The 25,327-nt window shown below is 72.3% G+C and carries 23 protein-coding genes and 1 pseudogene; 10 read left to right on the forward strand and 14 right to left on the reverse strand.

Annotated features, from left to right (window positions below):
- Window positions 1-26: 26 nt before the first annotated feature.
- Complete coding sequence (locus BM536_RS20540) at window positions 27-974, reverse strand: NADP-dependent oxidoreductase (protein WP_073497634.1); 948 nt, start codon at window positions 972-974, stop codon at window positions 27-29.
- A 110-nt stretch (window positions 975-1,084) separates the two neighbouring features.
- Here BM536_RS20540 and BM536_RS20545 point away from each other — a divergent pair, with 110 nt between their 5' ends.
- From BM536_RS20545 to BM536_RS20555, 3 genes are all read left to right on the forward strand, one after another.
- Window positions 1,085-1,381, forward strand: coding sequence for a hypothetical protein (locus BM536_RS20545; protein WP_073497638.1), 297 nt, complete (start codon window positions 1,085-1,087; stop codon window positions 1,379-1,381).
- 157 nt (window positions 1,382-1,538) lie between these two features.
- Complete coding sequence (locus BM536_RS20550) at window positions 1,539-2,561, forward strand: phosphotransferase family protein (protein WP_073497632.1); 1,023 nt, start codon at window positions 1,539-1,541, stop codon at window positions 2,559-2,561.
- 4 nt (window positions 2,562-2,565) lie between these two features.
- Window positions 2,566-3,780, forward strand: coding sequence for an acyl-CoA dehydrogenase (locus tag BM536_RS20555; protein WP_073497631.1), 1,215 nt, complete (start codon window positions 2,566-2,568; stop codon window positions 3,778-3,780).
- Between the two features lie 129 nt (window positions 3,781-3,909).
- On the opposite strand, the gene BM536_RS20560 is transcribed toward BM536_RS20555, so the two are convergent.
- From BM536_RS20560 to BM536_RS20570, 3 genes are read right to left on the reverse strand one after another with little or no spacing between them, the layout of a single operon-like run.
- Window positions 3,910-4,503 carry a TetR/AcrR family transcriptional regulator gene (locus tag BM536_RS20560; RefSeq protein WP_094103303.1) on the reverse strand — a complete coding sequence of 198 codons (594 nt, stop codon included), beginning with the start codon at window positions 4,501-4,503 and terminating at the stop codon, window positions 3,910-3,912.
- A 25-nt stretch (window positions 4,504-4,528) separates the two neighbouring features.
- Entirely contained in the window at window positions 4,529-6,196 is a 1,668-nt protein-coding gene (locus BM536_RS20565) for a class I adenylate-forming enzyme family protein (RefSeq protein WP_073497629.1), read from the reverse strand.
- Window positions 6,193-6,957: an SDR family oxidoreductase gene (locus tag BM536_RS20570; RefSeq protein ID WP_094103304.1), complete on the reverse strand. Its 765-nt coding sequence runs from the start codon at window positions 6,955-6,957 to the stop codon at window positions 6,193-6,195. Before BM536_RS20570 ends, BM536_RS20565 begins: the two co-directional genes overlap by 4 nt.
- A 170-nt stretch (window positions 6,958-7,127) precedes the next feature.
- Here BM536_RS20570 and BM536_RS20575 point away from each other — a divergent pair, with 170 nt between their 5' ends.
- Complete coding sequence (locus BM536_RS20575) at window positions 7,128-8,360, forward strand: exo-beta-N-acetylmuramidase NamZ family protein (RefSeq protein ID WP_073497625.1); 1,233 nt, start codon at window positions 7,128-7,130, stop codon at window positions 8,358-8,360.
- Window positions 8,361-8,728: 368 nt separating this feature from the next.
- Here the strand turns inward: BM536_RS20575 and BM536_RS20580 are convergent, their stop codons facing one another.
- A complete protein-coding gene (locus BM536_RS20580) occupies window positions 8,729-11,515 on the reverse strand; it encodes a penicillin acylase family protein (RefSeq protein WP_079275184.1) in 2,787 nt (928 codons plus the stop codon).
- A gap of 231 nt (window positions 11,516-11,746) precedes the next feature.
- On the opposite strand from BM536_RS20580, the gene BM536_RS20585 reads away from it, so the two are divergent.
- A complete protein-coding gene (locus BM536_RS20585) occupies window positions 11,747-12,349 on the forward strand; it encodes a hypothetical protein (protein ID WP_073497622.1) in 603 nt (200 codons plus the stop codon).
- Here BM536_RS20585 and BM536_RS20590 read toward each other — a convergent pair.
- On the reverse strand, window positions 12,294-13,148 hold the full coding sequence (locus BM536_RS20590; protein ID WP_211362916.1) for a hypothetical protein: 855 nt from the start codon (window positions 13,146-13,148) through the stop codon (window positions 12,294-12,296). The two genes, BM536_RS20585 and BM536_RS20590, sit on opposite strands and share 56 nt — an antisense overlap.
- A gap of 165 nt (window positions 13,149-13,313) precedes the next feature.
- Here BM536_RS20590 and BM536_RS20595 point away from each other — a divergent pair, with 165 nt between their 5' ends.
- Complete coding sequence (locus tag BM536_RS20595) at window positions 13,314-14,381, forward strand: RNA ligase (ATP) (protein WP_094103305.1); 1,068 nt, start codon at window positions 13,314-13,316, stop codon at window positions 14,379-14,381.
- A gap of 262 nt (window positions 14,382-14,643) precedes the next feature.
- Here the strand turns inward: BM536_RS20595 and soxR are convergent, their stop codons facing one another.
- Window positions 14,644-15,147 (reverse strand): redox-sensitive transcriptional activator SoxR, encoded by a 504-nt coding sequence (gene soxR / locus BM536_RS20600; RefSeq protein WP_073498700.1) that lies wholly within the window; start codon window positions 15,145-15,147, stop codon window positions 14,644-14,646.
- A gap of 113 nt (window positions 15,148-15,260) precedes the next feature.
- Between soxR and BM536_RS20605 the strand changes: the two genes are divergently transcribed.
- Window positions 15,261-15,722 carry a MaoC family dehydratase gene (locus BM536_RS20605; protein ID WP_073498701.1) on the forward strand — a complete coding sequence of 154 codons (462 nt, stop codon included), beginning with the start codon at window positions 15,261-15,263 and terminating at the stop codon, window positions 15,720-15,722.
- Between the two features lie 18 nt (window positions 15,723-15,740).
- Here the strand turns inward: BM536_RS20605 and BM536_RS20610 are convergent, their stop codons facing one another.
- The 3 genes from BM536_RS20610 to BM536_RS20620 all read right to left on the reverse strand — a co-directional run bounded on the left by BM536_RS20610 (window position 15,741) and on the right by BM536_RS20620 (window position 17,929).
- Complete coding sequence (locus tag BM536_RS20610) at window positions 15,741-16,367, reverse strand: TetR/AcrR family transcriptional regulator (RefSeq protein WP_094103306.1); 627 nt, start codon at window positions 16,365-16,367, stop codon at window positions 15,741-15,743.
- Between the two features lie 109 nt (window positions 16,368-16,476).
- A complete protein-coding gene (locus tag BM536_RS20615) occupies window positions 16,477-16,719 on the reverse strand; it encodes a YiaA/YiaB family inner membrane protein (RefSeq protein ID WP_073498703.1) in 243 nt (80 codons plus the stop codon).
- A gap of 58 nt (window positions 16,720-16,777) precedes the next feature.
- Entirely contained in the window at window positions 16,778-17,929 is a 1,152-nt protein-coding gene (locus BM536_RS20620) for an acyl-CoA dehydrogenase family protein (RefSeq protein ID WP_094103307.1), read from the reverse strand.
- Window positions 17,930-18,010: 81 nt separating this feature from the next.
- Here BM536_RS20620 and BM536_RS20625 point away from each other — a divergent pair, with 81 nt between their 5' ends.
- The 3 genes and pseudogenes from BM536_RS20625 (at window position 18,011) to BM536_RS20635 (ending at window position 20,473) form a co-directional block, all read left to right on the forward strand.
- Window positions 18,011-18,652: a TetR/AcrR family transcriptional regulator gene (locus BM536_RS20625; RefSeq protein ID WP_094103308.1), complete on the forward strand. Its 642-nt coding sequence runs from the start codon at window positions 18,011-18,013 to the stop codon at window positions 18,650-18,652.
- 44 nt (window positions 18,653-18,696) lie between these two features.
- Window positions 18,697-19,419 (forward strand): ArsR/SmtB family transcription factor, encoded by a 723-nt coding sequence (locus BM536_RS20630; RefSeq protein ID WP_094103309.1) that lies wholly within the window; start codon window positions 18,697-18,699, stop codon window positions 19,417-19,419.
- A 71-nt stretch (window positions 19,420-19,490) separates the two neighbouring features.
- A pseudogene (locus BM536_RS20635) lies at window positions 19,491-20,473 on the forward strand (DMT family transporter).
- A 95-nt stretch (window positions 20,474-20,568) separates the two neighbouring features.
- Here BM536_RS20635 and BM536_RS20640 read toward each other — a convergent pair.
- The 4 genes from BM536_RS20640 to BM536_RS20655 form a co-directional block, all read right to left on the reverse strand.
- A complete protein-coding gene (locus tag BM536_RS20640) occupies window positions 20,569-21,648 on the reverse strand; it encodes a Zn-dependent alcohol dehydrogenase (RefSeq protein WP_094103310.1) in 1,080 nt (359 codons plus the stop codon).
- Between the two features lie 10 nt (window positions 21,649-21,658).
- Window positions 21,659-23,047, reverse strand: coding sequence for an aldehyde dehydrogenase family protein (locus BM536_RS20645; protein ID WP_094103311.1), 1,389 nt, complete (start codon window positions 23,045-23,047; stop codon window positions 21,659-21,661).
- Between the two features lie 118 nt (window positions 23,048-23,165).
- On the reverse strand, window positions 23,166-24,506 hold the full coding sequence (locus tag BM536_RS20650; protein ID WP_073498707.1) for an ABC transporter ATP-binding protein: 1,341 nt from the start codon (window positions 24,504-24,506) through the stop codon (window positions 23,166-23,168).
- Window positions 24,507-24,730: 224 nt separating this feature from the next.
- A complete protein-coding gene (locus tag BM536_RS20655) occupies window positions 24,731-25,327 on the reverse strand; it encodes a sortase domain-containing protein (RefSeq protein WP_425444656.1) in 597 nt (198 codons plus the stop codon).

A 25,327-nucleotide genomic window follows, 5' to 3' on the forward strand; every position in this document is an offset into this window, starting at 1 on the left:
CCCGCGGCTCGTCGGCGCTCCGGGTCTCACTCCGCCGTCTCGTCCGGCCAGTCCACCGTCACCGTGATCTTTCCGCGGGTGCGGCCCTCCTCGCTGCGCCGGTGGGCGTCCGCCGCGCGTTCCAGGGGGAACGTCTCCGAGACGTGCACCGACACCACCCCCTGTTCGGCCAGTTCCGCCAGCCGGGTGAGGTCCTCGGCGTCGGGGCGGACGAAGACGTAGCGGCCGCCGTAGTCGACGACGTCGCCGTCGGCGATCGACACCAGCCGGCCCTCGGGCGCCAGCAGGTTGGCGGAGGTCCTCAGGGTGTCGCCGCCGATCGTGTCGAAGGCCGCGTCCACGCCCTCGGGAGCCAGCCCGCGCACCCGTTCGGCCAGACCGTCGCCGTAGGTCACGGGCTCGCCGCCCAGGGAGCGCACGAAGTCGTGGTTGGCCTCGCTCGCCGTGCCGATCGCGCGCACGCCGAGATGGCGGGCGAGCTGCACGGCGACGGAGCCGACACCGCCCGCGGCCGCGTGGATCAGCACGGTCTCGCCGCGCCTGACCTGGAGGGCCTTGGTGAGGACCTGGTAGGCGGTGAGGCCGACCAGGGGCAGGCCCGCGGCCTCCTCCCAGGTGAGGTTGCGCGGCTTGCGGGCGAGGGTGCGCACGGGGGCGGCGACGTACTCGGCGAAGGTGCCGCGGGAGAGGAAGTCCTCACGGACGTAGCCGATCACCTCGTCGCCGACCGAGAACTCGCTGACGGCCGCGCCCGGCTGGACGACGACGCCGGAGACGTCCCAGCCGGGCACCACCGGGAAGACGGCTTCGAGGGCGCCGTCGAGATAGCCCGCCCGGCACTTCCAGTCGACGGGGTTGACGGCGGCCGCCCGCACCTTGACCAGCACGGAGTCGGGGCCGACCTTGGGGTCGCGGACCTCGCCGTACTCAAGGACCTCGGGACCGCCGTACCGGCTGTAGCTGATGCCCTTCATGCCACCGACCCTCCGGGGTACTCGCACGCCACGCAAGCCGGACGCCCGGAATGTACCGTTCGCGTGGCAGCCTGTCCGACGTCGTCCCCGTACCCCCGAAGGTGAGCGCCATGACCACCCTTCACCAGGAGCACACAGCACACTCCCACGCGCACGGCCCCGCGTGCGGACACACCGGGGTCCCGCACGGCGACCACGTGGACTACGCGCACGACGGGCACCTGCATCGCGAGCACGGCGGCCACTGGGACGAGTGCGAGCCGGGCGGGCATCTGCCCCACGAGGTACACGAGCACCGGCACGCCGAGGGCTGCGGGCACCCGGGCGTGCGCCACGGCGACCACGTCGACTACCTGCACGACGGGCACCGGCACGCCGAGCACGAGGGGCACTGGGACGACCACTGAACGGGCATGCGCCCGTCCCCCTCGCGGCTCCCCGGGTTCTCCCCGGGGGCGTCGTCCTATCGTGGCTCCGATCACTTTGGGTACACCCTCTGGACGTACATACCGACCGGTCGGCATCATGGTGCGGGTTACCGTCACCCGTCCGTAGGAGCGATGTATGACCCCCGACCACCCGCCCGGACTCGACCTCGACCGGTTGCGCGCCCTGTTCGACCGTGAGCGCCCCGGTCTGGTCGACGGCCCCCTCACCGGCCGGCTGATCGAGGGCGGACGGTCGAACCTCACCTACGCGGTCACCGACGGCGGATCCCGGTGGGTCGTCCGGCGGCCCCCGCTCGGCCACGTCCTGGCCACCGCGCACGACATGAGGCGCGAGCACCGGGTGATCGACGCCCTGCACCCGACCAGTGTGCCGGTGCCGCGTCCCGTGCTGCTGTGCGAGGACGAGGAGGTGCTCGGAGCGCCCTTCTACGTCATGGAGTTCGTCGAGGGCACGCCGTACCGCACGGCCGACCAGCTGGTCCCGCTCGGCCCGCAGCGCACCCGGGGCGCGGTGCTGTCGCTCGTGGACACGCTCGTCGAGCTGCACGCCGTCGACCCGGCCCAGGTCGGCCTCGCGGACTTCGGCCGTCCCGAGGGCTTCCTCGCCCGGCAACTGCGGCGCTGGGGCAAGCAGCTCGACGCCTCCCGCAGCCGTGACCTGGCCGGCATCGACGAACTGCACGCCGCGCTCGGCCGGTCCCTGCCCTCCTCCCCGGCCCCGGCGGTCGTGCACGGCGACTACCGGCTCGACAACGTCCTGATCGGCGAGGACGACACGATCAGGGCGATCCTCGACTGGGAGATGTCGACGCTCGGTGATCCGCTGACCGACCTCGGCCTGCTGGTGATGTACAGCGTGCCGCTGGAGGTCCCTGAGTCGCCCGTCTCGACCACCGCCTCGGCCCCCGGCCACCCGACACCCGCCGAGCTGATCGAGCGGTACGCCGCACGCTCGGGGCGCGATGTGTCGGCCGTCTCCTGGTACACGGCGTTCGCGTGGTTCAAGCTCGCCGTGATCCTCGAGGGCATCCACTACCGCTTCACGCTGGGCCAGACGGTGGGCCCCGGCTTCGACCGCATCGGCGAGCTGGTCCCCGTCTTCATCCACCACGGACTGACCACTCTCCAGGAAGGCTGACGCCATGGACTTCGCGTTCGACGCACGCACGGAGGAACTGCGCGCCAGACTGCTCGCCTTCATGGACGAGTACGTGTACCCGGCCGAGGCGGTCGCCGAGGAGCAGCGCGCCCGGCTCGCCTCGCCGTGGGACACGCCCGCGGTGGTGGAGGAGCTGAAGGCCGAGGCCCGCCGCCAGGGCCTGTGGAACCTCTTCCTGCCCGACGCCGAGTACGGCGCCGGCCTCACCAACCTCCAGTACGCGCCGCTGGCCGAGATCACCGGCCGCTCCCCGCAGCTGGCGCCGACCGCGCTGAACTGTGCCGCGCCGGACACCGGCAACATGGAGGTGCTCTCGCAGTTCGGCAGCGAGCAGCAGAAGAAGCAGTGGCTGGAGCCGCTGCTGTCGGGTGAGATCCGCTCGGCGTTCGCGATGACCGAGCCGGAGGTGGCCTCCTCCGACGCCACGAACATCACCACGCTCATCGAGCGGGACGGCGACGACTACGTCGTCACGGGTCGCAAGTGGTACATCTCGGGGGCGATGAACCCGGACTGCTCGATCTTCATCGTGATGGGCAAGACGGACCCGGACGGCTCCGACATCCGCCGTCAGCAGTCCATGGTGCTGGTGCCCCGGGACACCCCCGGGGTGACCGTCGAGCGGGCGATGAAGGTCTTCGGGTACGAGGACCACTACCACGGCGGCCACGCCGAGGTGGTCTTCGACCACGCGCGCGTGCCGGTGACCAACCTGATCGGCGAGGAGGGCGGCGGCTTCGCCATCGCCCAGGCCCGGCTGGGTCCCGGCCGCATCCACCACTGCATGCGGCTGATCGGTATGGCCGAGCGGGCGATCGAGCTGATGTGCCGCCGGGCCGTCTCGCGTGACGCGTTCGGCAAGGCGCTGGCGCAGCAGGGCGTGGTCCACAACTGGATCGCCGACGCGCGCGTGACGGTCGAACAGCTGCGGCTGCTGGTGCTGAAGACCGCCTGGATGATGGACACGGTGGGCAACCGGGGGGCGCACACCGAGATCCAGTCGATCAAGATCGCGACGCCTCGGGCGGTCGTGGACATCATCGACCGGGCCATCCAGTTGCACGGCGCCGGCGGTGTCAGCCAGGACTTCCCGCTGGCGGAGCTGTACGCCGGGGCGCGGACCCTGATGATCGCGGACGGGCCGGACGAGGTGCACCAGCGGTCGCTGGCGCGGCGGGAGTTGAAGAAGTACGTGTGAGGAGAGGTGAAGGGGCGGCGGGGCTCTCGCCCCCGCCGCCCCTTCACCTGCCGAACCCGGGGGCCGGCGCCCCCGGCCCGCTGTCGGCGCCTCGCGCCGCGTCCTCGAACGCCGGACGGGCTTGCGGCCCTACGGGCGCAGCGCCCGCAGCAGCAGGTCGGCCAGGTGGTCGGCGACCTCCTGGGGGCTCATCGGGCCGTCCGGGCGGTACCAGGTCGACAGGTGGTGCACGGAGCCGAAGTGGTAGTCCACGATCAGGTCGGCCGGGGTCGCCTTCGAGAAGACGCCCTCCCGTTGGCCCTCCTCGATCAGGGCGCGGAAGCGCTCGTGGTAGCGGCGGCGCTCGGCGCGGACCTGCTTGTTCTTCTCGGGGCCGAGGTGGTGCATCGAGCGGAAGAAGATCGACGCGTCGTCGAGGTTGTCGATCGTCGTGACGACCACGTCGGCCGCCGCGCCTCTGAGCCGCTTCTCGATGGGCTCGTCGGCGTTCGCGAAGGCGTCCAGGCGTTCCTGCTGGACGCGCAGCACGCGCGCGTACACCTCGTGCAGGAGGTCGTCCTTGGAGCCGAAGTAGTGGTAGAGCGCCCCCTTGGTGACGCCTGCCGCCTCGACGATCTCCTGGACCGAGGTGCGGTCGTAGCCCTGCTCCGCGAAGAGCCGGGTGGCGGCGGCAAGGAGCCGTTGCGGAACAGGAGCCTCCGCGTCGTCCGTCGTCCTGGGCACTGCCGCCACCTGCCTTCCGTTCGCCTTACTGGCTGTCGTGCGCGCGGGAACGCAGTTCCCGACGGAGGATCTTCCCACTCGCCGTCTTGGGCAAGTCGGCGAGGATCTCCACCTGCCGCGGATATTTGTAGGCGGCCAGTCTCTCCCTGCAGTACACCGCCAGTGCATCCGGGTCCGTGTCGGCCCCCGGACGGAGGCTGATGTACGCCTTCACGGTCTCCCCGCGGTACCCGTCGGGCACCCCGACGACGGCTGCCTCGCGCACCGCCGGGTGGGTGTACAGCACGTCCTCGACCTCACGCGGCCAGACCTTGAAGCCGGACGCGTTGATCATGTCCTTCTTGCGGTCGACGACGTACAGCCAGCCCCGCTCGTCCATGAAACCGATGTCGCCGGTGCGCAGCTCGCCGTCGGGGAAGGTCTCGGCGGTGGCGTCGGGACGGCGCCAGTAGCCGGGGACCACCTGGGGCCCTCGGACGACGATCTCTCCCTGTTCCCCGAAGGGCACCTCCTCGCCCCGGTCGTCGACGATCCGTACGACCGTGTCGGGGCCGGGCACGCCGACCGCCAGGGTCCCGGAGGCCGGGTCCACGGGCGCCTCCCGGTGGGGCGGCACGGAGGCGCAGGGGGCGCTGCACTCGGTGAGGCCGTAGCCGTTGCGGATGTACGGCCCGAAGCCCGCCCGGAACTTCTCCACCAGGGCCGGCGGCAGCGGGGCGCCGCCGGAGGAGATGTGCACGAAGGAGGAGAAGTGGTCCCGGGTGACGTCCGGGTGGGCGGCCAGCGCCATGAACGCCGTGGAGGGGCCGACCGTGTAGTGCGGGCGGTGCTCGGCGAACGCCTCCAGGACGAGGCCCGCCTCGAACCGGTACGTCAGGACGAGCGTGCCCGCGCTGTTCAGGCAGGCGCCGAGCTGGCAGACCATGCCGGTGATGTGGAACAGCGGCGCGAGCGCGTAGTACACGGGCCCCTCGGGCAGAGGCAGGCCGGTGCTCTGCCGTTCGGCGTTGTACATGATGTTGGCGTGCGTGTTGGTGGCGCCCTTGGGGGCACCGCTGGTGCCGGAGGTGTAGCTGATCAGGGCGGTGTCCGAGGCGGCCGGGTCGCGGTCGGCGGGCGCCGGGTGCCCGGCGCGGGCGACGGCGGTGAGGTCGTCGGCGTCGGAGGCTTGCGGGAGCCGTTCGAAGGTGAGCACCCGCGCGTCGCCGCGCGTCTGGAAGTCCAGCTCGCACGCGGTGAGCACGACCCGCACCGGTGAGTCGGCCGCCGTCTCCCGCAGATACGACTCCCAGGCGCGGTCGGCGCAGACCAGCGCGGCCACCTCACCGTCCCGCAGGACGTGGGCCACCTCCCCCGACTTGTACATGGGATTGACGGGAACGACGGTCAAGCCCGCCTTCCACGCGCCCAGCACGGCGAGCACGAAGTGCGGGGAGTTCTGGAGGAGGACGGCGACCCGGTCGCCCCGCTCCAGGCCGCGGGCCGCCAGATGTCCGGCGACCGAGTCGCTCAGCTCGTCCACCTCGCGGTAGGTGAGCCGGCCGTCGAAGTAGGCGAGGAAGGCGCGCTCCGGGGCCTTCGCGGCGGACCGGCGCAGGGCGTGCACCAGCGAGTCGGCCGGGTCGACGGGGCCGCGCTGGGCCTCGTCGAGCAGATCCAGCCAGGGCTTGGCGGCGTAGCGGGAGACGGTCACTCGGCGGCCTCCCACTTCTGCTGGATGTGGTTCATGGTGGACAGCCACCGGTCCGGGTCCCCGGCCCGCGCCTGGTAGTACCCGGCGACCTCGGGGTGCGGCAGGATCAGGAAGCGGTCCTCGGCGATCCCCGCGAACAGGGCGTCCGCCACGTCCCGCGGCTCGATCGCGGTCGGCTTGAGGACGAGGTCCCCCGCGGTGCCGGTGGCGTCGAGCATGTCGGTGCGGACACCCTGGGGACAGATCGCGTGGACCTTGATCCCACGGTGGCGGTACGTCAGCGACAGCCACTCGGCGAAGGCGTACGCGCCGTGCTTGGTCACGCTGTAGGGCGCGGCACCGATCATGGTGAGCAGCCCGGCGGCGGACACGGTGGAGACGAAACGGCCCGAGCCGCGCTCCAGCCAGTCGGGGATCAGGGCGTCGGCCGCGCGGACATGGGCCATCACGTTGACGTCCCAGGCCAGCGCCCACACCGACTCGCCGGCCGCCTCGGACCCGCCCGAGCCGACACCGGCGTTGGCGCAGTAGATGTCGACGGTGCCGCCGAGTGCCTCGCGTGCGTCGCCGATGATCGCGGAGGCGTCGCCCGGTACGGCGGTCCCGCCGATCTCCTCGGCCACGGTCCTCGCCCGGTCCGCGTCCAGGTCGTTCACGACGACCCGCGCGCCCTCCGCGGCGAAACGCCGGGCGAGCGCGGCCCCGATGCCGCCTCCCGCACCGGTGACGACGACTCCAGCACCTCGAACGGCTTCCACCATCGATCTCCTTCGACCCGGCTCGGACGCACGGCCCTGCTTTCCGGCCGTCAGACTAACCGGTCGGTATGTTTCAGAAAAGGGGAAGCGCAACACCGTTAAGGGGCGCGGGACCGTGTCCGCACGCGGCTCCGCCCACGGAGCGCGATCAGTCACGCACCCCAGGAGCCGGCATGCATCTGCCCAGACGAACCCTGCTCGCGGCCACGGCGGCAGCCGCCGGCCTGCCCGCGACGGCAGCCCCCGCCCAGGCGGCCCGCCGCACCCGGACCGGCTTCGAGCGCCTGCGGGCAGCCGGTTACGCCCAGCTCAGCGGCGAGCGGACCGGCGTCGTCACCAACCCCACCGGCGTCACCCGCGACGTACGCCACATCGTCGACGTCATGCACGCCGACGACCGGGTGGACCTCGTCGCCGTGTTCGGACCCGAGCACGGGTTCCGGGGCACCGCGCAGGCGGGCGGCTCCGAGGGCCGCTACGACGACCCGGCGACCGGTCTGCCCGTCTACGACACCTACCTCAAGAGCGGACAGCGGCTCGCGGACGTGTTCACCGCCTCCGGTGTCGACACGGTCGTCTTCGACATCCAGGACGTCGGCGCCCGGTTCTACACCTACATCTGGACGCTGTACGACTGCATGGTGGCGGCGCGGCTGGCCGGGAAGCAGTTCCTGGTGCTGGACCGGCCGAACCCGGTGACCGGGCGGGCGGCCCTGGGACCCGTGCTGCACCCGGAGTTCGCGACGTTCGTGGGGCGCGAGCCGATCGCGCAGGCGCACGGGATGACGGCGGCGGAGCTGGCCCGGCTGTTCAACGGGGAGTTCCTGGCCGCGCCGGTGGAGCTGGAGACCGTGCCCATGAGCGGGTGGCGGCGGGCGGACTGGTACGACGCCTCGGGTCTGCCATGGGTGCCGGCCAGTCCGAACATGCCGACGCCGGACACGGCCCTGGTGTACGCGGGGACCTGTCTGTTCGAGGGGACGAACCTGTCCGAGGGGCGGGGCACGACCCGCCCGTTCGAACTCCTCGGCGCGGAGGGCGTCGACGGGCGGTGGGCCGCGGCCGTGGGCGGACTCGGGCTGCCCGGTGTGCACTTCAGGGAGGCGTACTTCGCGCCCACCTTCTCCAAGTTCCAGGGGAGGACGGTCGGCGGGGTGCAGATCCACGTGCACGACCGGGACGCCTTCGACCCCGTCCGCACCGGCATCGCCCTCCTGGTGACCGCCAAGCAGGTCTGGAGCGGCTTCGGCTGGCGTGCCGACCACTGGATCGACAAGCTCACGGGCTCGACATGGGTGCGTACGGCGATCGACAAGGGGGCGGGGGTCGACGAGGTGGTGGCGGGCTGGCAGGAGGAGCTGGCCGCGTTCCGGCGGGTGCGGCGGGAGTACCTGCTGTACCGGTGAGCCGGTGAGCGGGGACATCCGGTGAGCGGGTGAGCGGGGACCATCTGGCCTCTCGCACCACGCGTTCGCCGCCCGGCTGCCGCACGACCCGCGCGCGGGCTGCGCGCTCCGGGGGCGGCAGCACCGCATCGACGGCCCGCTCCTGTGCTGTCACCCGCGCACGACACGGCCCTCGGCACGTCCGTCCGCCGGCCTCCCCCACGGCGGGCGACGCGCGGTGCAATCCGCGAGCCGCTCGTGGACGATCTGCTGGGCGCCGGGTGGTGGGCGATGGGCTTCGCGCCCGGACGGCGCGGGTGGTGCCGACGGCGGGCCGCGTCCACCGCGGTCGCGACCCGCCGCCCCCGGCCGTCACCGACCGGCGCCGGCTACCGGTGCGAGGTGAACTCGACCACCTGCTGATAGGTGGGCCGGTTCTGCCAGCTGATGTTGCCGTGCTTGATGCCGCCCAGGGTGCGCTGGACGATCGAGTCGGCACACCACTGGTTGCCCGCCGCGCACAGGGCGTCGCCGGGGTAGACCTGGGCCGCGGTCCGGCCGGCCGCCTCCTTCAGGGTGGTCAGGAGGACGTCGCGGCAGCCGCTGAGGGAGCCGCCGCCGCAGTACTTGCGGCCCAGCGCGCCCTGCACCGGCTCACCGAGGACCGCCCGGATGTCCTTGTCGACATAGCTCCACCAGCCGTACTGGAAGGCGCTTCCGGCGTGTGCGCCGGTGGGGCCGTGCGCGGCCGACGGGGTCTCGTCGACGGGCAGGTTGTTCGTCATGGCGGTGTACAGCGCGGTACCCAGGCCGGGTTCGAACTCCGCCTTCACCAGCAGCGGCCACCAGGCGTCGAGGATACGGATGGCGTCCGCGTTCGCGTACGTCCGCGAACCGGCCGTGGTCTCCGTGCGTCTGCCGCCCGCCGTCAGCCAGGTCTGGAGCTTGGCGACCGCGGCCGAGGCCGTGGGGTCGGTGACCGGGGAACTGTTGAGCACCTTCAGCAGGTCGGGAAGGACGTCCTCGGCACGCAGATCGGCGAGGGCGGCGTCCGCCATCGCCTTCGTCAACGAAGCCCGCGTGACGCCGCCCGCCTGGACCAGTTTCTTCACCCGGTCCTCCAGCAGGTTGCCGCGGTGCACCGAGCCGTTGCCCCACGGCGCGGTCGCGTAGTCCTTGGCCTGCTTGTTGTTCCAGGAGATGTAGTAGTCCTGGTCGATGGAGTTGGGGTGTTCCGAAGCGGGGGTGTACGAGGCCGTGTTGGTCGTCGGGTCCCAGTTCCGCCACTCGTACGCCGGCTGCGCCCAGACCGGGAACTCCGCGTCGACGCCGCTCGCCCGGACCGGGTTGTCGCCGCTGTTGTAGTAGGCGGTGTGCTCGGAGTCGGCGTAGAACCAGTTGAAGGTGTAGTTGATGTGCTGCACCGCGCTCTGGAAGGACTCCGGTCCGGTGACGTGGTCCGGGTCGTTCAGCATCTGGAAGCCGATGATGGAGTCGGCCTCGTGCAGGAACGACGAGCGCAGGGTGGTGTAGGCGACCTTCTTGCCGCCGACGGTCGCGCGGTACTCGACGGGGCCGTACTTGGTGCGCCAGACGCGCATCGTGTACGAACCGGCCGCGGTGCCGTCGGCCGTGGTGGGTTTCCAGGCGTTCTTCTGCTCGATCTTCTCCATCGGCGTGCAGGTGCCGCGGTACAGGTAGTGGAAGTCGTCCTGGCACAGCTCGACCGCGTAGGTGTCGATGATGTCCTGGCCGGAGGTGGTGGCGCTCCACGCGTAGTCCTGGCCGCGACCCAGTTCGACGTACATGCTCAGGCCCGCGAAGGAGGCGCCGCGGGCGCTGATGCCGGGGCCCTGGAGTTCCTGGAGCAGCAGGAGTTGCGGGGCGAAGTAGCCGGTCTGCGGGCCGAAGACGGCCACGGGGTGGCCACTCGCCGTGTGATCGCCGCTCACCAGGAGGGCGTTGGACATGCCGCGCCTGGCGGAGGTCATGGCGGTCCGCGCGGCCTCCGTGGAGGCGCCGGTGGCGCTGGTGCCCACGGCGCTGCCCGTACGGTCGTGAACGAGCGGTTCGGCGACGACCGAGCCGGGGTCGGGCAGGGCCTCGCCCTGCGGGTCCTCCGGCCGGACGGCGTAGGGGAAGCTCTTGCCGTCGTGGAGGGTCATGACGGCCTCGGGGTCGTTGCGCTCGCGGAAGGACTCCCAGATCGCGGTGCCCTGTTCGGCGCCGTACTTCTCCTGCGCGGCGAGCAGCGACATCGCGTTGTTGACCTCCCCGCCGCCGCCCGATCCGAAGAGGGCGCCGATGACCGACGCGAGCGCCACCAGGTCGGTGATCTTGAAGTGGGCGATGCTGCCCGCGTTGGTGATTGAGTCCTTGTGGCCCGTCAGGACGTATTCACCGGGGAAGTAGCGGCCACTGTCGGAGGCGTCGATGTAGGCGTTGACGCCGGCCAGATAGGCGTTGGCGTCGGCCAGGGCCTGTCGGCCGCGGGCGCCGTTGGTGGCGGTCGCCCGGTCGATCTGGGCCTGGAGGTCCGCCTCGGTATAGGGGGCGTGGCGCCAGAACTGCTGTTCCAGGCCCTGATTGGAGGGATCGCCGCCCGCGAAGGAGGTGAGCTGGCCCCGGCCGACGTGCCGGAAGACGTCCATGAGCCACAGGCGGTCCTCGGCTGCCGCATAACCGGCGCCGAACTCGGTGCCGTATCTGGTGGTACCGGTGATGTGCGGTACGCCCGTCTTCTTGTCGCGGACGATCGTGACGTCGCCGCGGCCCGCGGGCCTGACGGTGGAGGCGACTTGATCGGCGGGGACCCCGAAGGACGCGTCGTTGAAGAACGTGTTGATCGTGGAGTTGGTGAGCGTCGTATGGCCCTTGGCCAGGTTCGCGTACGGGCCGAGCTGGTCGGCGGCGTGTGCCGGCTGGGTGCCGAAGGCCTGGTTGAGCAGGATCTGGGCCAGGGTGGCGTTGCCGTTCTGGCCGGGCGGCAGGATGTCCGAACACTGGTTGCCGCAGTAGTCGTTCGCCGCCGTGACCTCGACCGCTGCCGCCGTCCGGGAAAGAGGCGACAAAAGTCCGGCAATCAGGGCGCATATCGAAGCGGTCTTCAGGAACCCGGGGATTCTGCCGGGAGTTCTCAGTCTGTCGAGTGCGGTGCGGGAGGTTCGCCGTGACATCGGCAACTCCTAGCGAGGGGGTGACGGAGAAGTTACCGCCGGTATCCCCGGGATTGAAGATGAACATGCGTCACTTTTTGGAGTCGCCTCGTCCGGCTTATGGACGGCATCGGAAAACGGATGGACCGGAAGGGAGCCGAATCGGGTGTCGATACGTCTATTCGGCGACGTCCGTACGACGACGCCGAAGTGACCGAAGTGCAGGTGCAGATGTGACGGAGGTGCAAGGCGATGGCCGGTTTCCGGAGTCTGGCGAGACAGGTGCGCGACCCGCGGTGCGATCTGGCACTGCGGCGCTACTCGCTCCGCAAGTGCCTTGAACGGTTCGCCCCCTACGGGCACAGGGCGACCTGGGACCATCTGTGCTCCCGTGCCGGGTTCGGTCCCGAGGACCGCTCCCCCGATCCGGCGCGGCTCGTGGCCGCACTGGAGGAGTTGGAGGCGGCGCGGGCGGTATGGCTGGCCTACGAGGTGGAGTTCGCCGACCGCCGCAGGAAGGAGAAGCACGACGGGCTGCGCCGGCCGGGCAGCGTGGACGACTGGCACCGGATGACCTGGGGCGGCTTCGGCGTCGCCTGGTGCGACGACCCGCGGGTCCACCCCCGTGAACCGCTGGCCGAGGTACTGCGTCGGCTGATCGCCGCGCTGGAGCGCGAACCGGGCTCCGGCTGCCCGGTGTGCGGCGGCGAACGGCTCCTGTGGAGGTACGACCTCGACCACGACCCGTCGGCCGGTCCGGTCTGCACGGACTGCGGAATACTCGTCCCGCGCCCCGTGCTCACGCCCGAGGCCCTGGCGTACGCCAGGCGCGGACGGCTGCTCGTGTCGGCCTGATCCGACCCTGGGATCCGAGTGAACGGCGGGGGTGCGCCGGGGATGCCGCACCCCCTGTTTCCTGCCGCCCCGCCCCGCCCCCAGTCGGTGGCGGAGGGTCCGTACCGGTACGGGTGTGCCCGGCGTTCGTCGTAGGGCAGGGCCGGTAGGGCGGCGCGGGTGGCGAGGTCCGGGTGGCCGACGGCACGCAGGCGGGCGGGGCGTGTTCGGCCAGCCACGCCTGGTGCTGAGCGACGACGGCGGACTCGTCGGCACCGTCCCAGCGGAGGAGAGGCGCCTCGTCCCTGATGTACTCGCGGTTCCAGTGGTCCGCGCACACCGCGAGGTGCGCGTCGGCGACGGGACCGGGCTGCCACAGGTCCGGCAGCGGGGTGATCGTGCCGAGGATCCTGGCGCGGATCTCGAACATGTCGTAGACCGGGTAGGGCATGCCGGGAGTCGTCAGGACGTCCTGCCACCATGCGTGCGCGAAGGTCTCCACCGTCGCGGCCTGTCTCGGCGGCCAGGCGCGCCGCGCGACCCTGGCGAGACCCGGGACCACCCAGCCGACACCCTCCGGCGCACCGTCGACCAGGGCGTGCGCGGTCTGGGGCAGCGGACGGCGTACGACGGCGGCGTGATCATCGCAGTGGCCGGGCGCCTCGAAGAAGAACCGCCGCAGCACGTCGAGCGGCACACGCGTGTACGAGGTGCGCGGGTACGCGGTCTCCTCGGGTCGGAAACAGCGCTCACGACCGGTCCCGTCCGGGCCGGCGAAGCCGTTGAAGACCGTGTCCATGTCGGCGAGGGCCCGCGGCAAGGGCGGTGCTGTGCAAGGGAGTTCGCCCCGTCAGGACTCCGCGCGCGGCGTTGCCGCCGGCCCGAAGAAGGTGACGTTACCAGCGGCAATTCGGTCGCTCCACCCGTTTCCCGCGGGGAGAGTTGGGGGCGATGAGACATCCCTGACCGTGCTGGAGGAGCCCCCATGTCGACGCTGCGCGTCACCGCCGAAGTGCTGACCGTCCACGAGCATCCCAACGCCGACGCCCTCGAACTGGCCCAGGTCGGCCTGTACCGGGCCGTCGTCGCCAAGGGCGCCTACCGCACGGGGGAGGCGGCCGTGTACATCCCCGAGCAGTCCGTGCTGCCGGCCGGCCTGATCGAGGAGTTGGGGCTCACCGGGCGCCTGGCGGGCGGCAACGCGGACCGGGTCAAGGCGGTACGGCTGCGGGGCGAGCTGTCGCAGGGGATCGTGTGCCGGCCGAAGGCGCTGGCGGACGTCGACCTCGCGCGGGCGGTGCAGGAGGGGACCGACTTCGCGGAGCGGCTCGGCATCGTCAAATGGGTGCCGCCGATCCCTCCCACGATGAACGGGGAGGTGGAGTCGGCGCCGGATCTGCTGCCCTGGGTCGACATCGAGAACATCCAGCGGTATCCGGACATCTTCACGGCCGGCGAGCCGGTGGTCCTCACCGAGAAGCTGCACGGGTCGGCGTGCCTGGTGACGTACGTCGCCGACGAGGGGCGGCTGTACGTCTCCTCCAAGGGCTTCGGCGCGAAGTCGCTGGCGCTGAAGGAGGATCCGCGGAACCTGTACTGGCGGGCCGTCCGCGGCCACGGTGTCGCCGAGGCGGCGGCCCGACTCGCCGAGCGGCTGGGCGCGCGGCGGGTCGGCATCTTCGGCGAGGTGTACGGCGCGGGGGTGCAGGACCTGACGTACGGCGCCGACGGGCGGCGGGACTCCCTCGGGTACGCGGTGTTCGACGTGTCCGCGGAGATCGGGGGCGCGGTGCGGTGGCTGGACGCGGGGTCCGTGCTGGGGGAGGAACTTCCCTTGGTGCCACGGGTGTTCGAGGGGCCGTACGACAGTGCGCGGGTGCTGGAGCTGGCCGGCGGGCGGGAGACGGTGTCGGGGCGGGGGCTGCACCTTCGCGAGGGGGTGGTGATACGGCCGGCCGTGGAGCGGTACAGCCCGGTGACCGGGGGGCGGGCTGTCGCCAAGGCGGTGAGTGCGGCGTATCTGACGCGGAAGGGTGGGACGGAGTACGAGTGACGGGCTCGGGGGTTGCTTCGGTGACCCGGGGTCGGTGCGGGGTGGGGTAGGTCGCGCGGCCCGGCGCCGGCGGGGTGGCCGCCTGCGCCCACCCCGGCGGGCGGGTCGGCGCAGGCCAGGCGGCCGGCAGGTGGCCGCAGGCCGGGTCGGTCGGCGCAGGCCAGGCGGCCGGCAGGTGGCCGCAAGCCGGGCCGCGGGCAGGTGCCCGCGTCATGGGCGGCAGCCAGGTTGCCGCACCCCGTGTCCGTCGCGTGGGGTGGTGTCAGACGCAGCGGTTCCTTTCCGTGTCCGTGTCCGGAGTGGTCCGGGGCTTTCGTTCCGCTAGCAGGCGGGAGCCTATGATCCGGTCGCCCGAGGTGTCGTTCGGGTTGGAGAGGATGCAGGAGTCGAGCGAGAGGCAGCCGCAGCCGATGCAGTCGGTGAGGTGGTCGCGCAGGCGGTTGAGCTGCTTGATGCGTTCGTCGAGTTCGACCCGCCAGGTCTCCGAGAGGCGGGCCCAGTCCTCGCGGGTCGGGGTGCGTTCCTCGGGGAGTTCGGCGAGGGCCTCGCGGATCGTGGCCAGCGGGATGCCGACACGCTGCGCGGCGCGGACGAAGGCGACCCGGCGGAGCGTGTCACGGGTGTAGCGGCGCTGGTTGCCGACCGTACGCCGACTGCTGATGAGGCCCTTGGACTCGTAGAAGTGCAGGGCGGAGACGGCGGCGCCGCTGCGGGCGGCGACCTGGCCGACGGTGAGTTCGTGGATCGTCTCTGGAATCTTCGGCACCCCTCGGAGCCTACCCATTCCGCCGGACCCCCGGGTCCGTTGACATGACCCCCCGCACCCACCATGCTAAGCAGTCGCTTAGACATTCCGTGAGCGCGAGAGAGGCCGCAGACATGGCAGAGCCGAGGATCTTCACGTCCCCCGACGAGCTGAAGGCGGCGGTGGGCGAGCAGTTGGGGTACACCGACTGGCTGGAGGTCGACCAGAAGCGGATCGACCTGTTCGCCGAGGCCACCGGGGACCACCAGTGGATCCACGTCGATCCCGAGCGCGCGGCCTCCGGCCCGTTCGGGACCACGATCGCGCACGGCTATCTGACCCTGTCGCTGCTGCCGCTGTTCGGTCCCCAGCTGATCGCGGTCGAAGGCGTGAAGATGGGTGTCAACTACGGGACGAACAAGGTCCGTTTCCCCGCGCCCGTCCCGGTCGGCTCGCGGCTGCGCGCCACCGCGGCCGTCTCCGCCGTCGACGACGTCCCCGGCGGCGTCCAGGTCACCATCGCGTTCACCGTGGAGCGCGAGGGCGGGGACAAGCCGGTGTGCGTGGCGGAGTCGGTGTCCCGCTACTACCTCTGAGCGGGGGGCGCGGCGCGGCTACTTCGCCGCGCCCACCATCCGCAGCACGAGGTCGGCGTACAGCGCGCCGACCTCGTCGGGGGTGCGCGGGCCGTCCACGTTGAACCAGCGGGCCACGTCGATGCACAGGGACAGCACCGCGAGGGTGGTCCCGTGCACGTCGATGACGTCGAACTCGCCGCCGGCCACGCCCTCCTCGATGATCCCGCGCACCTCGCCGTCGACCTGGCGGCGCAGCGCGAGGATCTCGGCGCGGGCGTCCGGGCCCAGGGCGTCCAGTTCGTACTGGACGACCCGCGCGGTGGTGCGCCGGCCCGCGTGCCAGCGGACGAAGGAGCTGACGGCCTCCGCGAGCCGGTCCGTCGCACTGCCCTCGGTGCGCGCGGCCGTGCGCAGGATGTCCAGCGCGCGGTCGTGACCGATCCGGCTGATGCGGTGGAGCAGTTCTTCCTTGGTCTTGTAGTGGATGTAGAGCGCGGCCGGGCTCATCCCCGCGCGGCCCGCGATGTCACGGGTCGTCGTCGCGTGGTAGCCGCGCTCGGCGAAGGCCTCCACGGCGGCGACGAGCAGTCGCCGGGCCGCGTCAGGGGTGACCTCTTCCCACGGCTCGGTCTCGCCGCCCGCCGTCTCCTCCGCCGTACTCATCGCTCGTTCGCCCCTCTCGGTACCCGGAGCACCACCATACCGCCGAAGCTGAGCGCCCGCTTAGGGCGCCCGCCCGGGGTTCTCCGCGCTCCAAGCTTCGCAGAGGGGTTCAGAGCTTCTCGAAGGGGCTGTACACGCGGGTTGTGGCGTCCTGCCGGTCCCTGATCACCTTGGCCAGGGTGAAGGCCGAGGTGACGAGGTAGAGGACGGCGATGCCGAGGAAGGCGCGCACCCAGGAGTCGGCGTCCAGACGGTAGATGCCGATGGCGGTCGCCGCCATGGCGACGGCGAAGGACGCGACCGCCTGGCCGTAGAAGGCGGCGGTGTTCTGCTTGACCGGTGTCTCACTCATGGGAGAAGGGTCCGCCGGTGAGGCCCGCGCCACATCCGTCCGGCTACTCAGGACGTACTCAGAACGCCGAGACTCCTGTGAGCGCGCGGCCGATGACCAGTTTCTGGATCTGGCTCGTGCCCTCGTACAGGGTCATCACGCGGGCGTCCCGCAGCAGCTTGCCCGCCGGGTACTCGTCGATGTAGCCGTAGCCGCCGTAGACCTGGAGCGCGTTGTTGGCGGCGCGGACGGCGGCCTCGGAGGCGAAGAGCTTGGCCTTGGAGGACTCGACGGCGAAGGGCAGCCCGCGGTCGACGAGGTCCGCGACCCGCCAGGTCAGCAGGCGGGCGGCGTCCACGTCGACCGCGATGTCGCTGATCAGTTCCTGGACGAGCTGGTGGTGGGCGATGGTCCTGCCGAACTGCTCGCGCTCCCCCGCGTACCGCACGGCCGCGTCCAGGGCGGCCTGGGCTATGCCGACGCAGCCGGCGGCAACCGACATCCGGCCCTTGGCCAGGGCGGACATCGCGACGGAGAACCCCTTGCCCTCCGCGCCGAGCAGCGCGGACGCGGGCACCCGTACGTCCTCCAGCACCAGCTCGGCGGTGGCCTGGCCGCGCAGGCCGAGCTTGCCGTGCAGGGCGCGGCGGGTCAGGCCGGGGGTGCTGGTGGGGACGAGGAAGGCGGAGACGCCCTTGTGGCCGGGGGCGTCCGTGGAGCGGGCGAACAGCAGCACGACGTCGGCCCAGGTGCCGTTGGTGATGAACATCTTCGTGCCGTTGATGACGTACTCGTCGCCCTCGCGGACCGCGCGGGTGGTGAGGTTGCCGGCGTCGGAGCCGGTGCCGGGTTCGGTGAGGCCGAAGCAGCCGAGGTACGCGCCGGAGGTCAGCCCCGGCAGCCAGCGCCGCTTCTGCTCCTCGTCCCCCCAGGCCGCGATCGTCTTGGCGACCAGGCCGAGGGAGACGGAGACGATGCCGCGCACGGAGGAGTCGCCGCGCCCCAGCTCCTCCGTGACCAGGCAGTACGCGAGATGGTCGCCGCCGGAGCCGCCGTACTCCTCGTCGATCGTGAGGCCCAGGAAGCCGACCTCGCCCAGCTTCTTCACGAGGGACCGGTCGACCTCCTCGGCACGGTCCCAGGCGACTGCGTGCGGGGTGACCTCGCGGTCGACGAAGTCCCGGGCGAGCCGCCGTACGGCCTCCTGCTCCTCGCTGAGCCCCAGATGCATGTCGCGTCACCCCACGGAGAATTGAATGCGGATTTAAATTAGCACTGCTAGTTTCTTGGTCGCAGCCCTACTATGTGCGCCATGGCCCGACCGCGCAAGCCCTTGCTGAGCATCGACCGCATCGTCGCGACGGCCCGCGCGCTCGTGGACACGGAGGGCCTCGCGGCGCTCTCCACCCGGCGGCTCGCCGCCGAACTCGGGGTCAGTGGGCCCTCGTTGTACAACCACTTCCGCACGAAGGACGAGATCCTGGAGGCGGTCGCCGACTCGGTGAGCGCCCAGGTCGACCTGTCGATGTTCGAGGACGGCCGGCCGTGGCGGACCGCGCTGCACGACTGGGCGGTCTCCTACCGGGCCGCCCTGCGCGACCATCCGAACATCGTCCCGGTCCTCGCCCGGGGCCCCGGCCGCCGCCCGGCCGCACTGCGGCTGGCGGACGCGGTCTACGGCGCGATGGTCGAAGCGGGCTGGCCGCCCTCGCAGGCCACCTCGATCGGCGCGCTGATGCGGTACTTCATCATGGGCTCCGCGCTCGGCTCGTTCGCCGGCGGATTCGTGGACGACCAGAGCGCCTACGACCCGGCCGACTATCCGCATCTCGGGCAGGCCCACCTGCTGGCCGACCAGCAGGAGAAGGTCGACGAACGGGCCTTCGAGACGGGCCTCGCGGCGCTGCTGGACGGGCTGGCCCAGCAGTACGAGCGGCTCGGGCGCCCGGCGTAGTCCGGGCGCCGACACTTCGGCGCCCGCCGAACCGTCCGTGTCCCATGCTGGAAGCCATGACCACGAGGGATCCCCGCGCCCCGCTGCTGGCCCGGCTGGCCGCGCTGATGGCCGACGAGACCCGCGCCGCGTGTCTGCTGGCGCTGCTCGACGGCCGGGCCTGGACCGCGGGCGAGCTGGCCCGGCACGCGGGTGTGGCCGCCTCGACCCTGAGCGAGCACCTCGGCAGACTCGTCGCGGGCGGGATGCTCGCCGAGGAACGGCAGGGCCGCCACCGGTACGTGCGGCTCGCCGACGCGCGGGTGGCCCAGCTCGTGGAGGACCTGGCCGCCCAGGTCGCCCCCGCCGACGCCGTACGGCCCCGGACCCTGCGGGAGGCGGGCACCGAATCCGCGATGGCACGCGGGCGGACCTGCTACGACCATCTCGCCGGGCGGCTCGGCACCGCCGTCACCGACGCCCTGACCGCGCGCGGGCTACTCGTCCAGGACACCGGGTTCGCGCTCACGGACGCGGGGCTCGGCTGGTTCGCCGGGGCCGGCATCACCCTCGACCGCGGGGGCCGCCGTCCGCTGGCCCGCGGCTGCCTCGACTGGACCGAGCGGCGGCCCCATCTCGCCGGGGTCGCGGGCGCCGCCCTGTGCCGGCACGCCCTCGACACGGGCTGGTGCGAGCGCATCGGCTCCGAGCGGGCGGTACGGGTGACGGCGACGGGCGAGCGGGCACTGGGCGAGCTGCTCGGCATCGACGGGACGGCCCTGCGCTGAGCCGCCGTCCGGAAAGCGCCCGTCCGAAATCCACGAGCCTCCCCTCCCTCCGACTTCCTAGCATCAGGAGCATGATGAACACCGCCCGTCGCCCGGAGCGCCGTACGGAACTGCTCGCCGCCGGTGCGGCCTCGGTCACCGTCGTGCTGTGGGCCTCCGCGTTCGTGTCGATCCGCAGTGCCGGCACCGCGTACTCCCCCGGCGCGCTGGCCCTCGGCCGGCTGCTGGCCGGGGCCCTGACCCTGGGCGTGATCTGCCTCGTACGGCGGGAGGGGCTGCCGCCGCGGTCCACCTGGCGCGGGATCGCGGTCTCGGGGGTGCTGTGGTTCGGCTTCTACATGGTGGCGCTGAACTGGGGCGAGCAGGAGGTGGACGCGGGGACCGCGGCCCTGGTCGTGAACATCGGGCCCCTGCTCATCGCCCTGCTCGGCGCGCGGTTCCTCGGCGACCGGCTGCCACCGCGCCTGCTGGCCGGGATGGCGGTGTCGTTCGCGGGCGCGGTGACGGTCGGGCTGTCGATGTCGGGCGGGGGCGGTTCCTCCCTGCTCGGGGTGGTGCTGTGCCTGCTGGCCGCCGTCGCGTACGCCGGGGGTGTCGTGGCGCAGAAGCCGGCGCTGGGGCAGGCCAGTGCCCTGCAGGCGACGACGTTCGGCTGCCTGGTGGGCGCGGTGATGTGCCTGCCGTTCGCCGGGCAGCTGGTCGGCGACGCCGCCGACGCGCCGGTGTCGGCCACCCTCAACATGGTGTACCTGGGCGTGTTCCCGACCGCGCTCGCCTTCACCACCTGGGCGTACGCGCTGGCCCGGACGACGCCGGCCGGATGGGCGCGACGACGTACGCCGTCCCGTCGCTGGTCGTGCTGATGTCGTGGCTGGCCCTGGGCGAGGTGCCGGGGGTGCTCACGCTGGCGGGCGGGGCACTGTGCCTGGCGGGCGTGGCGGTGTCCCGGTCGCGGGCGGGGGACGCGAGGGCCGCGGCGCCGGAGGAGACGGAGCAGAAGGCGGAGAGGCAGGAGACGGCGCCTCGGCCCGAGGAGGCCGAGACGCCGAAGTGACGGGCACCGCGGCCCTGGACGGTCGCGCTGCCTGCGCCGCGGCCCGGCCCGAGGAGGCCCCGGCGCCGCCCCGGTGAGCCGTCGTGCGCCCGGTGTCAGAAGACGATCAGCGCGCGGCCTCCCTTGCCCGCGAGCATGTTCTCGAAGGCCGCCGGGATGCCCTCCAGGGCGATGTGCTCCGTGACCAGGGAGCCCAGGTCCAGGCGGCCGGCGCGGACGTGTTCGGCCAGGACCGGGAGGTCGCGGGCCGGGTCGCAGTTGCCGTAGACGCAGCCGGAGAGGGTGCGGCCCCAGTGGAACAGTTCCAGGGCGTTGAAGGTGACCTGCTGGTCCTTGCCGCCGATGCCGACGACCGTGGTGCGGCCGCCGCGGCGGGTGGACTCCCAGGCCGTGCGGATGGTGACCGCGCGGCCCACGCACTCCACGGCGACGTCGACGCCCTGCTTGCCGGTGAGGGCGCGGATCTGGCGGGCGGTGTTCTCGGAGGCGACGACGTACTCGGTGGCGCCCGCCGCGCGGGCCAGCTCCTCCTTCTCCGGGGAGACGTCGACGGCGACGATCGTGGAGGCACCCGCGATCCGGGCGGCCTGGAGGGCCGAGAGGCCGACCCCGCCGACGCCGAACACGGCGACCGTCTCGCCCGGCCGGACCTGGGCGGAGTGGTGGACGGCGCCGTAGCCGGTCAGGACCGCGCAGCCGAGGAGGGCCGCGTCGGTGAGCGGGATGCCGTCGGGCAGCGGCAGGGTGCAGGAGACGGGGACGACGGTCTCCTCGGCGAACGCGGCGACGTTCAGGCCGGGGTGGAGGTCGGTGCCGTCGGCGGTACGGGCGTAGACGTCGGCGGAGCCGCTGAGCGCGTTGGCGCACAGCCAGACCTCGCCGAGCGAGCAGGGGTGACAACTGCCGCAGGAGGGTGCCCAGTTGAGGACGACACCGTCGCCGGGCGCGAGGCCGGTGACGCCCTCGCCGACGGATACGACCGTGCCCGCGCCCTCGTGGCCGAGGACGGCCGGGACGGGGACGCGCATGGTGCCGTCGGACAGGGACAGGTCGGAGTGGCAGACCCCGGCGGCGGTGATCCGGACGCGCACCTGGCCGGGTCCGGGGTCGGGCAGCTCGATCTCGGTGATCTCCAGAGGGGCGCCCACGGCGGGAAGGACGGCGGCACGAACCACGGGAAACTCCTCAGAACTGAAGGGACTTGGTCTGGAGGTACTCGGCGAGTCCGTGCGCGCCGAGTTCCCGGCCGACGCCCGACTGCTTGTAACCACCGAAGGGGGCGCGCGGGTTGAAACGGCCGCCGTTGATGTCGACCTGCCCGGTGTCCATCCGGCGGGCGAAGGCCACCGCCTCCGCCTCGTCGCCGGCCCAGACGGCGCCGGCCAGGCCGTAGACCGTGCCGTTGGCGATGCGCAGGGCGTCCGCCTCGTCCTCGTAGCGCAGGATCGACAGGACCGGGCCGAAGATCTCCTCCTGGGCGATCGTCATGTCCGGGGTGACGTCCGCGAAGACGGTCGGGCTGACGAACCAGCCCCGCTCGTGCGGGGTTTCGGTGCCTCCCGCGACGAGGCGGGCGCCCTCGGCGACGCCCGTCTCGATGTAACCGCGCACCCGGGCCTGCTGCTTGGCGTTGACGACGGGGCCGATGCGGTCGCCGTACTTGGCGGCGGCGGTCGCGGCCAGCTCCACGGCCTCGTCGTACCGGTCGCGGTGGACCAGCATCCGGGTCCAGGCGCTGCACGTCTGGCCGGAGTTGGACATCACGTTGGCGACGCCGACGTTGACCGCGCGGGCGAGGTCGGCGCTGGGGAGGATGACGTTGGCGGACTTGCCGCCGAGTTCGAGGGCCACCTTCTTGATCGCGGCCGCGGCCGTCGCGGCGACCTGCCTGCCCACGGCGGTGGAGCCGGTGAAGGAGACCAGGTCGACGCCGGGGTGCTCGGCGAGGGCCTGACCTGCGACCGGGCCGAGGCCCGTGACGAGGTTGAAGACACCGGCCGGGAAGCCGGCCTCGTGGACCGCCTCGGCGAAGAGCTGCGCGACGAGCGGGGTGTCCTCGGCGGGCTTGAGCACGACCGTGCAGCCGGCGGCGAGGGCCGGGGCGGCCTTGGCGACGATCTGGTGCAGCGGGTAGTTCCAGGGCGTGATGGCACCGACCACGCCGACCGGCTCGTGGTGGACGACCGAGTTGCCGACCTTCTCCTCGAAGGAGTGCGTGGCGGCCAGTTCGGCGTAGGAGCCGGCGACCGCGATCGGGACGGCCGCGTGGACGGCCTGCGAGAAGGGCAGTGGAGAGCCGAGTTCGGCGGTGACGGTCTCGGCGATCTCGTCCTTGCGGGCGGCCAGCACGTCCCGGAGGGCGGTCAGGCGCGCGGCGCGCTCGGCGGGCGGAGTCGCGGCCCAGGCCGGGAGGGCGGCACGGGCGGCACGGGCGGCCGCGTCGACGTCCTCGAGTCCGGCGGCCGGGACCCGGCCGATGATCTGTTCGTCCGCCGGATTGACGACCTCGATCACGTCCTGGCCGGCGGCGGGGCGCCAGGCGCCGTCGAGGTAGATGCCGTCGTGTGCCTTCATCGGGTTCCCTCCGGGGCGGTCGTCGTCGTCCGGGCCCTAAACTAGCGCCGATAGTTTTCCGGCACCAGGGGCGTCCGCCGTAAGGCGCACCACTCTGGCACGACAGCCGCCGCGGGCGTCACTCGTCGAGGTCCGGCAGCCGGTCCGGGGCCGGGCAGATCCGCTCGCCGTGCTGGTCGAAGACGAACAGGTGGGCGACGTCGACGAGGAGCGGGACGTGCATGCCGTACCGCAGGTCGAAGTCGGGGGTGGTCCGCACCACCAGGTCGCCGGGCTGGCGGCCGTCCGGGGAGGCCACGGCGGGGCGCTGTTCCGCGGGCTCGTCCAGCGCCACGACCGGCCCGGCCCGCAGGCCGCCCGCCCGCGCCCGCAGCCGGTCCAGCATTCTGGTCTCCCGTCGGCGCCGTCGGACGGGCCGGGCCTGCGGACGCGCCGCCTCCAGGTCCGGTACGACGGCGGGGCGCGAGCCGGTGTTGAAGTGCACGAGCACCTCGTGCCCCTGGAACTCGACGTGCTCCACCAGGCCGGTGATGTGGGTCTCGCCGGGACGCGCCTCGGCGAGGCGGCCGATGCGGACGGCCTCGGAGCGCAGACCGACGATCACCTCGCGGCCCTGCTGGACCCGCAGCAACTTGTGGTCCAGCGACAGCGGTTCGGGCAACCGCAGCGCCTGCTTGCCGAGGCTGATCGTCATCGCCCCGTCGAGGGGGGCACGCACCAGGCCGCGCAGCAGGTTGATGCGGGGAGTGCCGATGAAGGCGGCCACGAAGACGTTGCGGGGCAGGGCGTAGACCGAGCGGGGCGTGTCGACCTGCTGCAGGACACCGCCGCGCAGCACCGCGACCCGGTCGCCGAGGGACATGGCCTCGGACTGGTCGTGCGTGACGTACACCGTGGTCACGCCGAGCTTGCGGGTCAGCGAGGCTATCTCGGCGCGCAACCGGTTGCGGAGCTTGGCGTCCAGGTTGGACAGCGGTTCGTCCATCAGGAAGGCGGACGGGTGGCGGGCGATGGCCCGGCCCATGGCGACACGCTGGCGCTCCCCGCCGGAGAGCTGGCCGGGGTAGCGGTCGAGGAGGTCCTCGATGCCGAGCATCCGTGCGGTGGCGTCCACCCGAGGGCTCGGGTCGGTGCTCGGGGCCTCGATGCGCAGCGGGAATCCGATGTTGTCGCGCCCGGTCATGGTCGGGTAGAGGGCGAAGTTCTGGAAGACCATCGCGATGTCCCGGCCGGACGGCGGCAGATCGTTGGCGTACTCGCCGTCGAGCAGCAACCGCCCGTCCGTGATCTGTTCCAGCCCGGCGATCATCCGCAGCACGGTGGACTTGCCGCAGCCGGAGGGCCCGAGCAGCACGAGGAATTCGCCGGGCGCGATGTCCAGCGACAGCCGGTCCACCACGCGGGCGTCGCTGGCGTAGTAGACCTTGCTCACGTCGTGCAGGGAGATGGCGCGTGTCATGACAGGGGTCCCCGGGGGCTCACGGACCCGCCCGCCGTCCGTCCCGTCCTGGTCGGGGACGGTACGGGCGCCGGGCGGATCCTGGGCGCGTGTGCTCGACAGCCTCCGAAGGGTCGAACGAGGCTGTGAGTCACGGAAGTTAACGGACTGTGCGCGCCCGGGGAAGGGAACCGGCCAGATCCGTGGCTTCGCGGGGCGGGGAACCGCTTGCCATGACCCGCCGCTCAGTGGGCGGGGCCGGCCGGCTCCCGGATCTGGGTGAGGTGGGCGAAGACGACGAGGTTGCCCGAGTAGCCGGATCTGCGGTCGAAGGAGCCGCCGCAGGTGATGAGGCGCAGTTCGGGGCGGCCCCGGTCGCCGTACACCTCCTGGTCGGGGAAGTGGGCCTTCTCGTACTTCTTGATCCGGTCGACCGTGTAGACGGCGGTGCGTCCGTCGGCCCGGCGGATCTCGACGCGGCGGCCCTTGTCGAGTTCGGAGAGACCCGAGAAGACGGCCGGTCCGGTGTCGGTGTCGAGGTGTCCGACGGCGACGGCGGTGCCCGGTCCGCCCGGGGACGGGCCGTCCGCGTACCAGCGACCAGGTCGGGCTCGTCCTCCGGGGGCGCTGGCAGCCTGCGCCTGCTGTCCAGGCGGAGGTCCATGACCGGGGCGTCGAGGTCGAGATAAGGGATCGCCAAGCGGGTCGCGCGCGAACGCGGGAGGACGTGGGTCCCCTTGACGGCGTTCTTGACGGCGTTCTTGACGGCGTTCCCGGGGGTGGGACGGGGGCGGGTCTTCGCCGCCCGGGTGCCACCGCGGCAGGGCGCGGGGCAGCGGCAC

The sequence above is a fragment of the Streptomyces phaeoluteigriseus genome (assembly GCF_001896135.2).
Classification (GTDB): Bacteria; Actinomycetota; Actinomycetes; order Streptomycetales; family Streptomycetaceae; genus Streptomyces; species Streptomyces phaeoluteigriseus.

Excerpts from the sequence above, each read along its gene's own strand:
- BM536_RS20555 (WP_073497631.1), top strand. The coding sequence starts at position 2,566 with ATGGACTTCGCGTTCGACGCACGCACGGAGGAACTGCGCGCCAGACTG.
- BM536_RS20575 (WP_073497625.1), top strand. The coding sequence starts at position 7,128 with ATGCATCTGCCCAGACGAACCCTGCTCGCGGCCACGGCGGCAGCCGCC.
- BM536_RS20585 (WP_073497622.1), top strand. The coding sequence starts at position 11,747 with ATGGCCGGTTTCCGGAGTCTGGCGAGACAGGTGCGCGACCCGCGGTGC.
- BM536_RS20630 (WP_094103309.1), top strand. The coding sequence starts at position 18,697 with ATGCTGGAAGCCATGACCACGAGGGATCCCCGCGCCCCGCTGCTGGCC.
- BM536_RS20545 (WP_073497638.1), top strand. The coding sequence starts at position 1,085 with ATGACCACCCTTCACCAGGAGCACACAGCACACTCCCACGCGCACGGC.
- BM536_RS20650 (WP_073498707.1), bottom strand. The coding sequence starts at position 24,506 with ATGACACGCGCCATCTCCCTGCACGACGTGAGCAAGGTCTACTACGCC.
- BM536_RS20570 (WP_094103304.1), bottom strand. The coding sequence starts at position 6,957 with ATGGTGGAAGCCGTTCGAGGTGCTGGAGTCGTCGTCACCGGTGCGGGA.
- BM536_RS20595 (WP_094103305.1), top strand. The coding sequence starts at position 13,314 with ATGTCGACGCTGCGCGTCACCGCCGAAGTGCTGACCGTCCACGAGCAT.
- BM536_RS20645 (WP_094103311.1), bottom strand. The coding sequence starts at position 23,047 with ATGAAGGCACACGACGGCATCTACCTCGACGGCGCCTGGCGCCCCGCC.
- BM536_RS20610 (WP_094103306.1), bottom strand. The coding sequence starts at position 16,367 with ATGAGTACGGCGGAGGAGACGGCGGGCGGCGAGACCGAGCCGTGGGAA.
- BM536_RS20580 (WP_079275184.1), bottom strand. The coding sequence starts at position 11,515 with ATGTCACGGCGAACCTCCCGCACCGCACTCGACAGACTGAGAACTCCC.
- BM536_RS20620 (WP_094103307.1), bottom strand. The coding sequence starts at position 17,929 with ATGCATCTGGGGCTCAGCGAGGAGCAGGAGGCCGTACGGCGGCTCGCC.
- BM536_RS20605 (WP_073498701.1), top strand. The coding sequence starts at position 15,261 with ATGGCAGAGCCGAGGATCTTCACGTCCCCCGACGAGCTGAAGGCGGCG.
- BM536_RS20625 (WP_094103308.1), top strand. The coding sequence starts at position 18,011 with ATGGCCCGACCGCGCAAGCCCTTGCTGAGCATCGACCGCATCGTCGCG.
- BM536_RS20540 (WP_073497634.1), bottom strand. The coding sequence starts at position 974 with ATGAAGGGCATCAGCTACAGCCGGTACGGCGGTCCCGAGGTCCTTGAG.
- BM536_RS20615 (WP_073498703.1), bottom strand. The coding sequence starts at position 16,719 with ATGAGTGAGACACCGGTCAAGCAGAACACCGCCGCCTTCTACGGCCAG.
- BM536_RS20550 (WP_073497632.1), top strand. The coding sequence starts at position 1,539 with ATGACCCCCGACCACCCGCCCGGACTCGACCTCGACCGGTTGCGCGCC.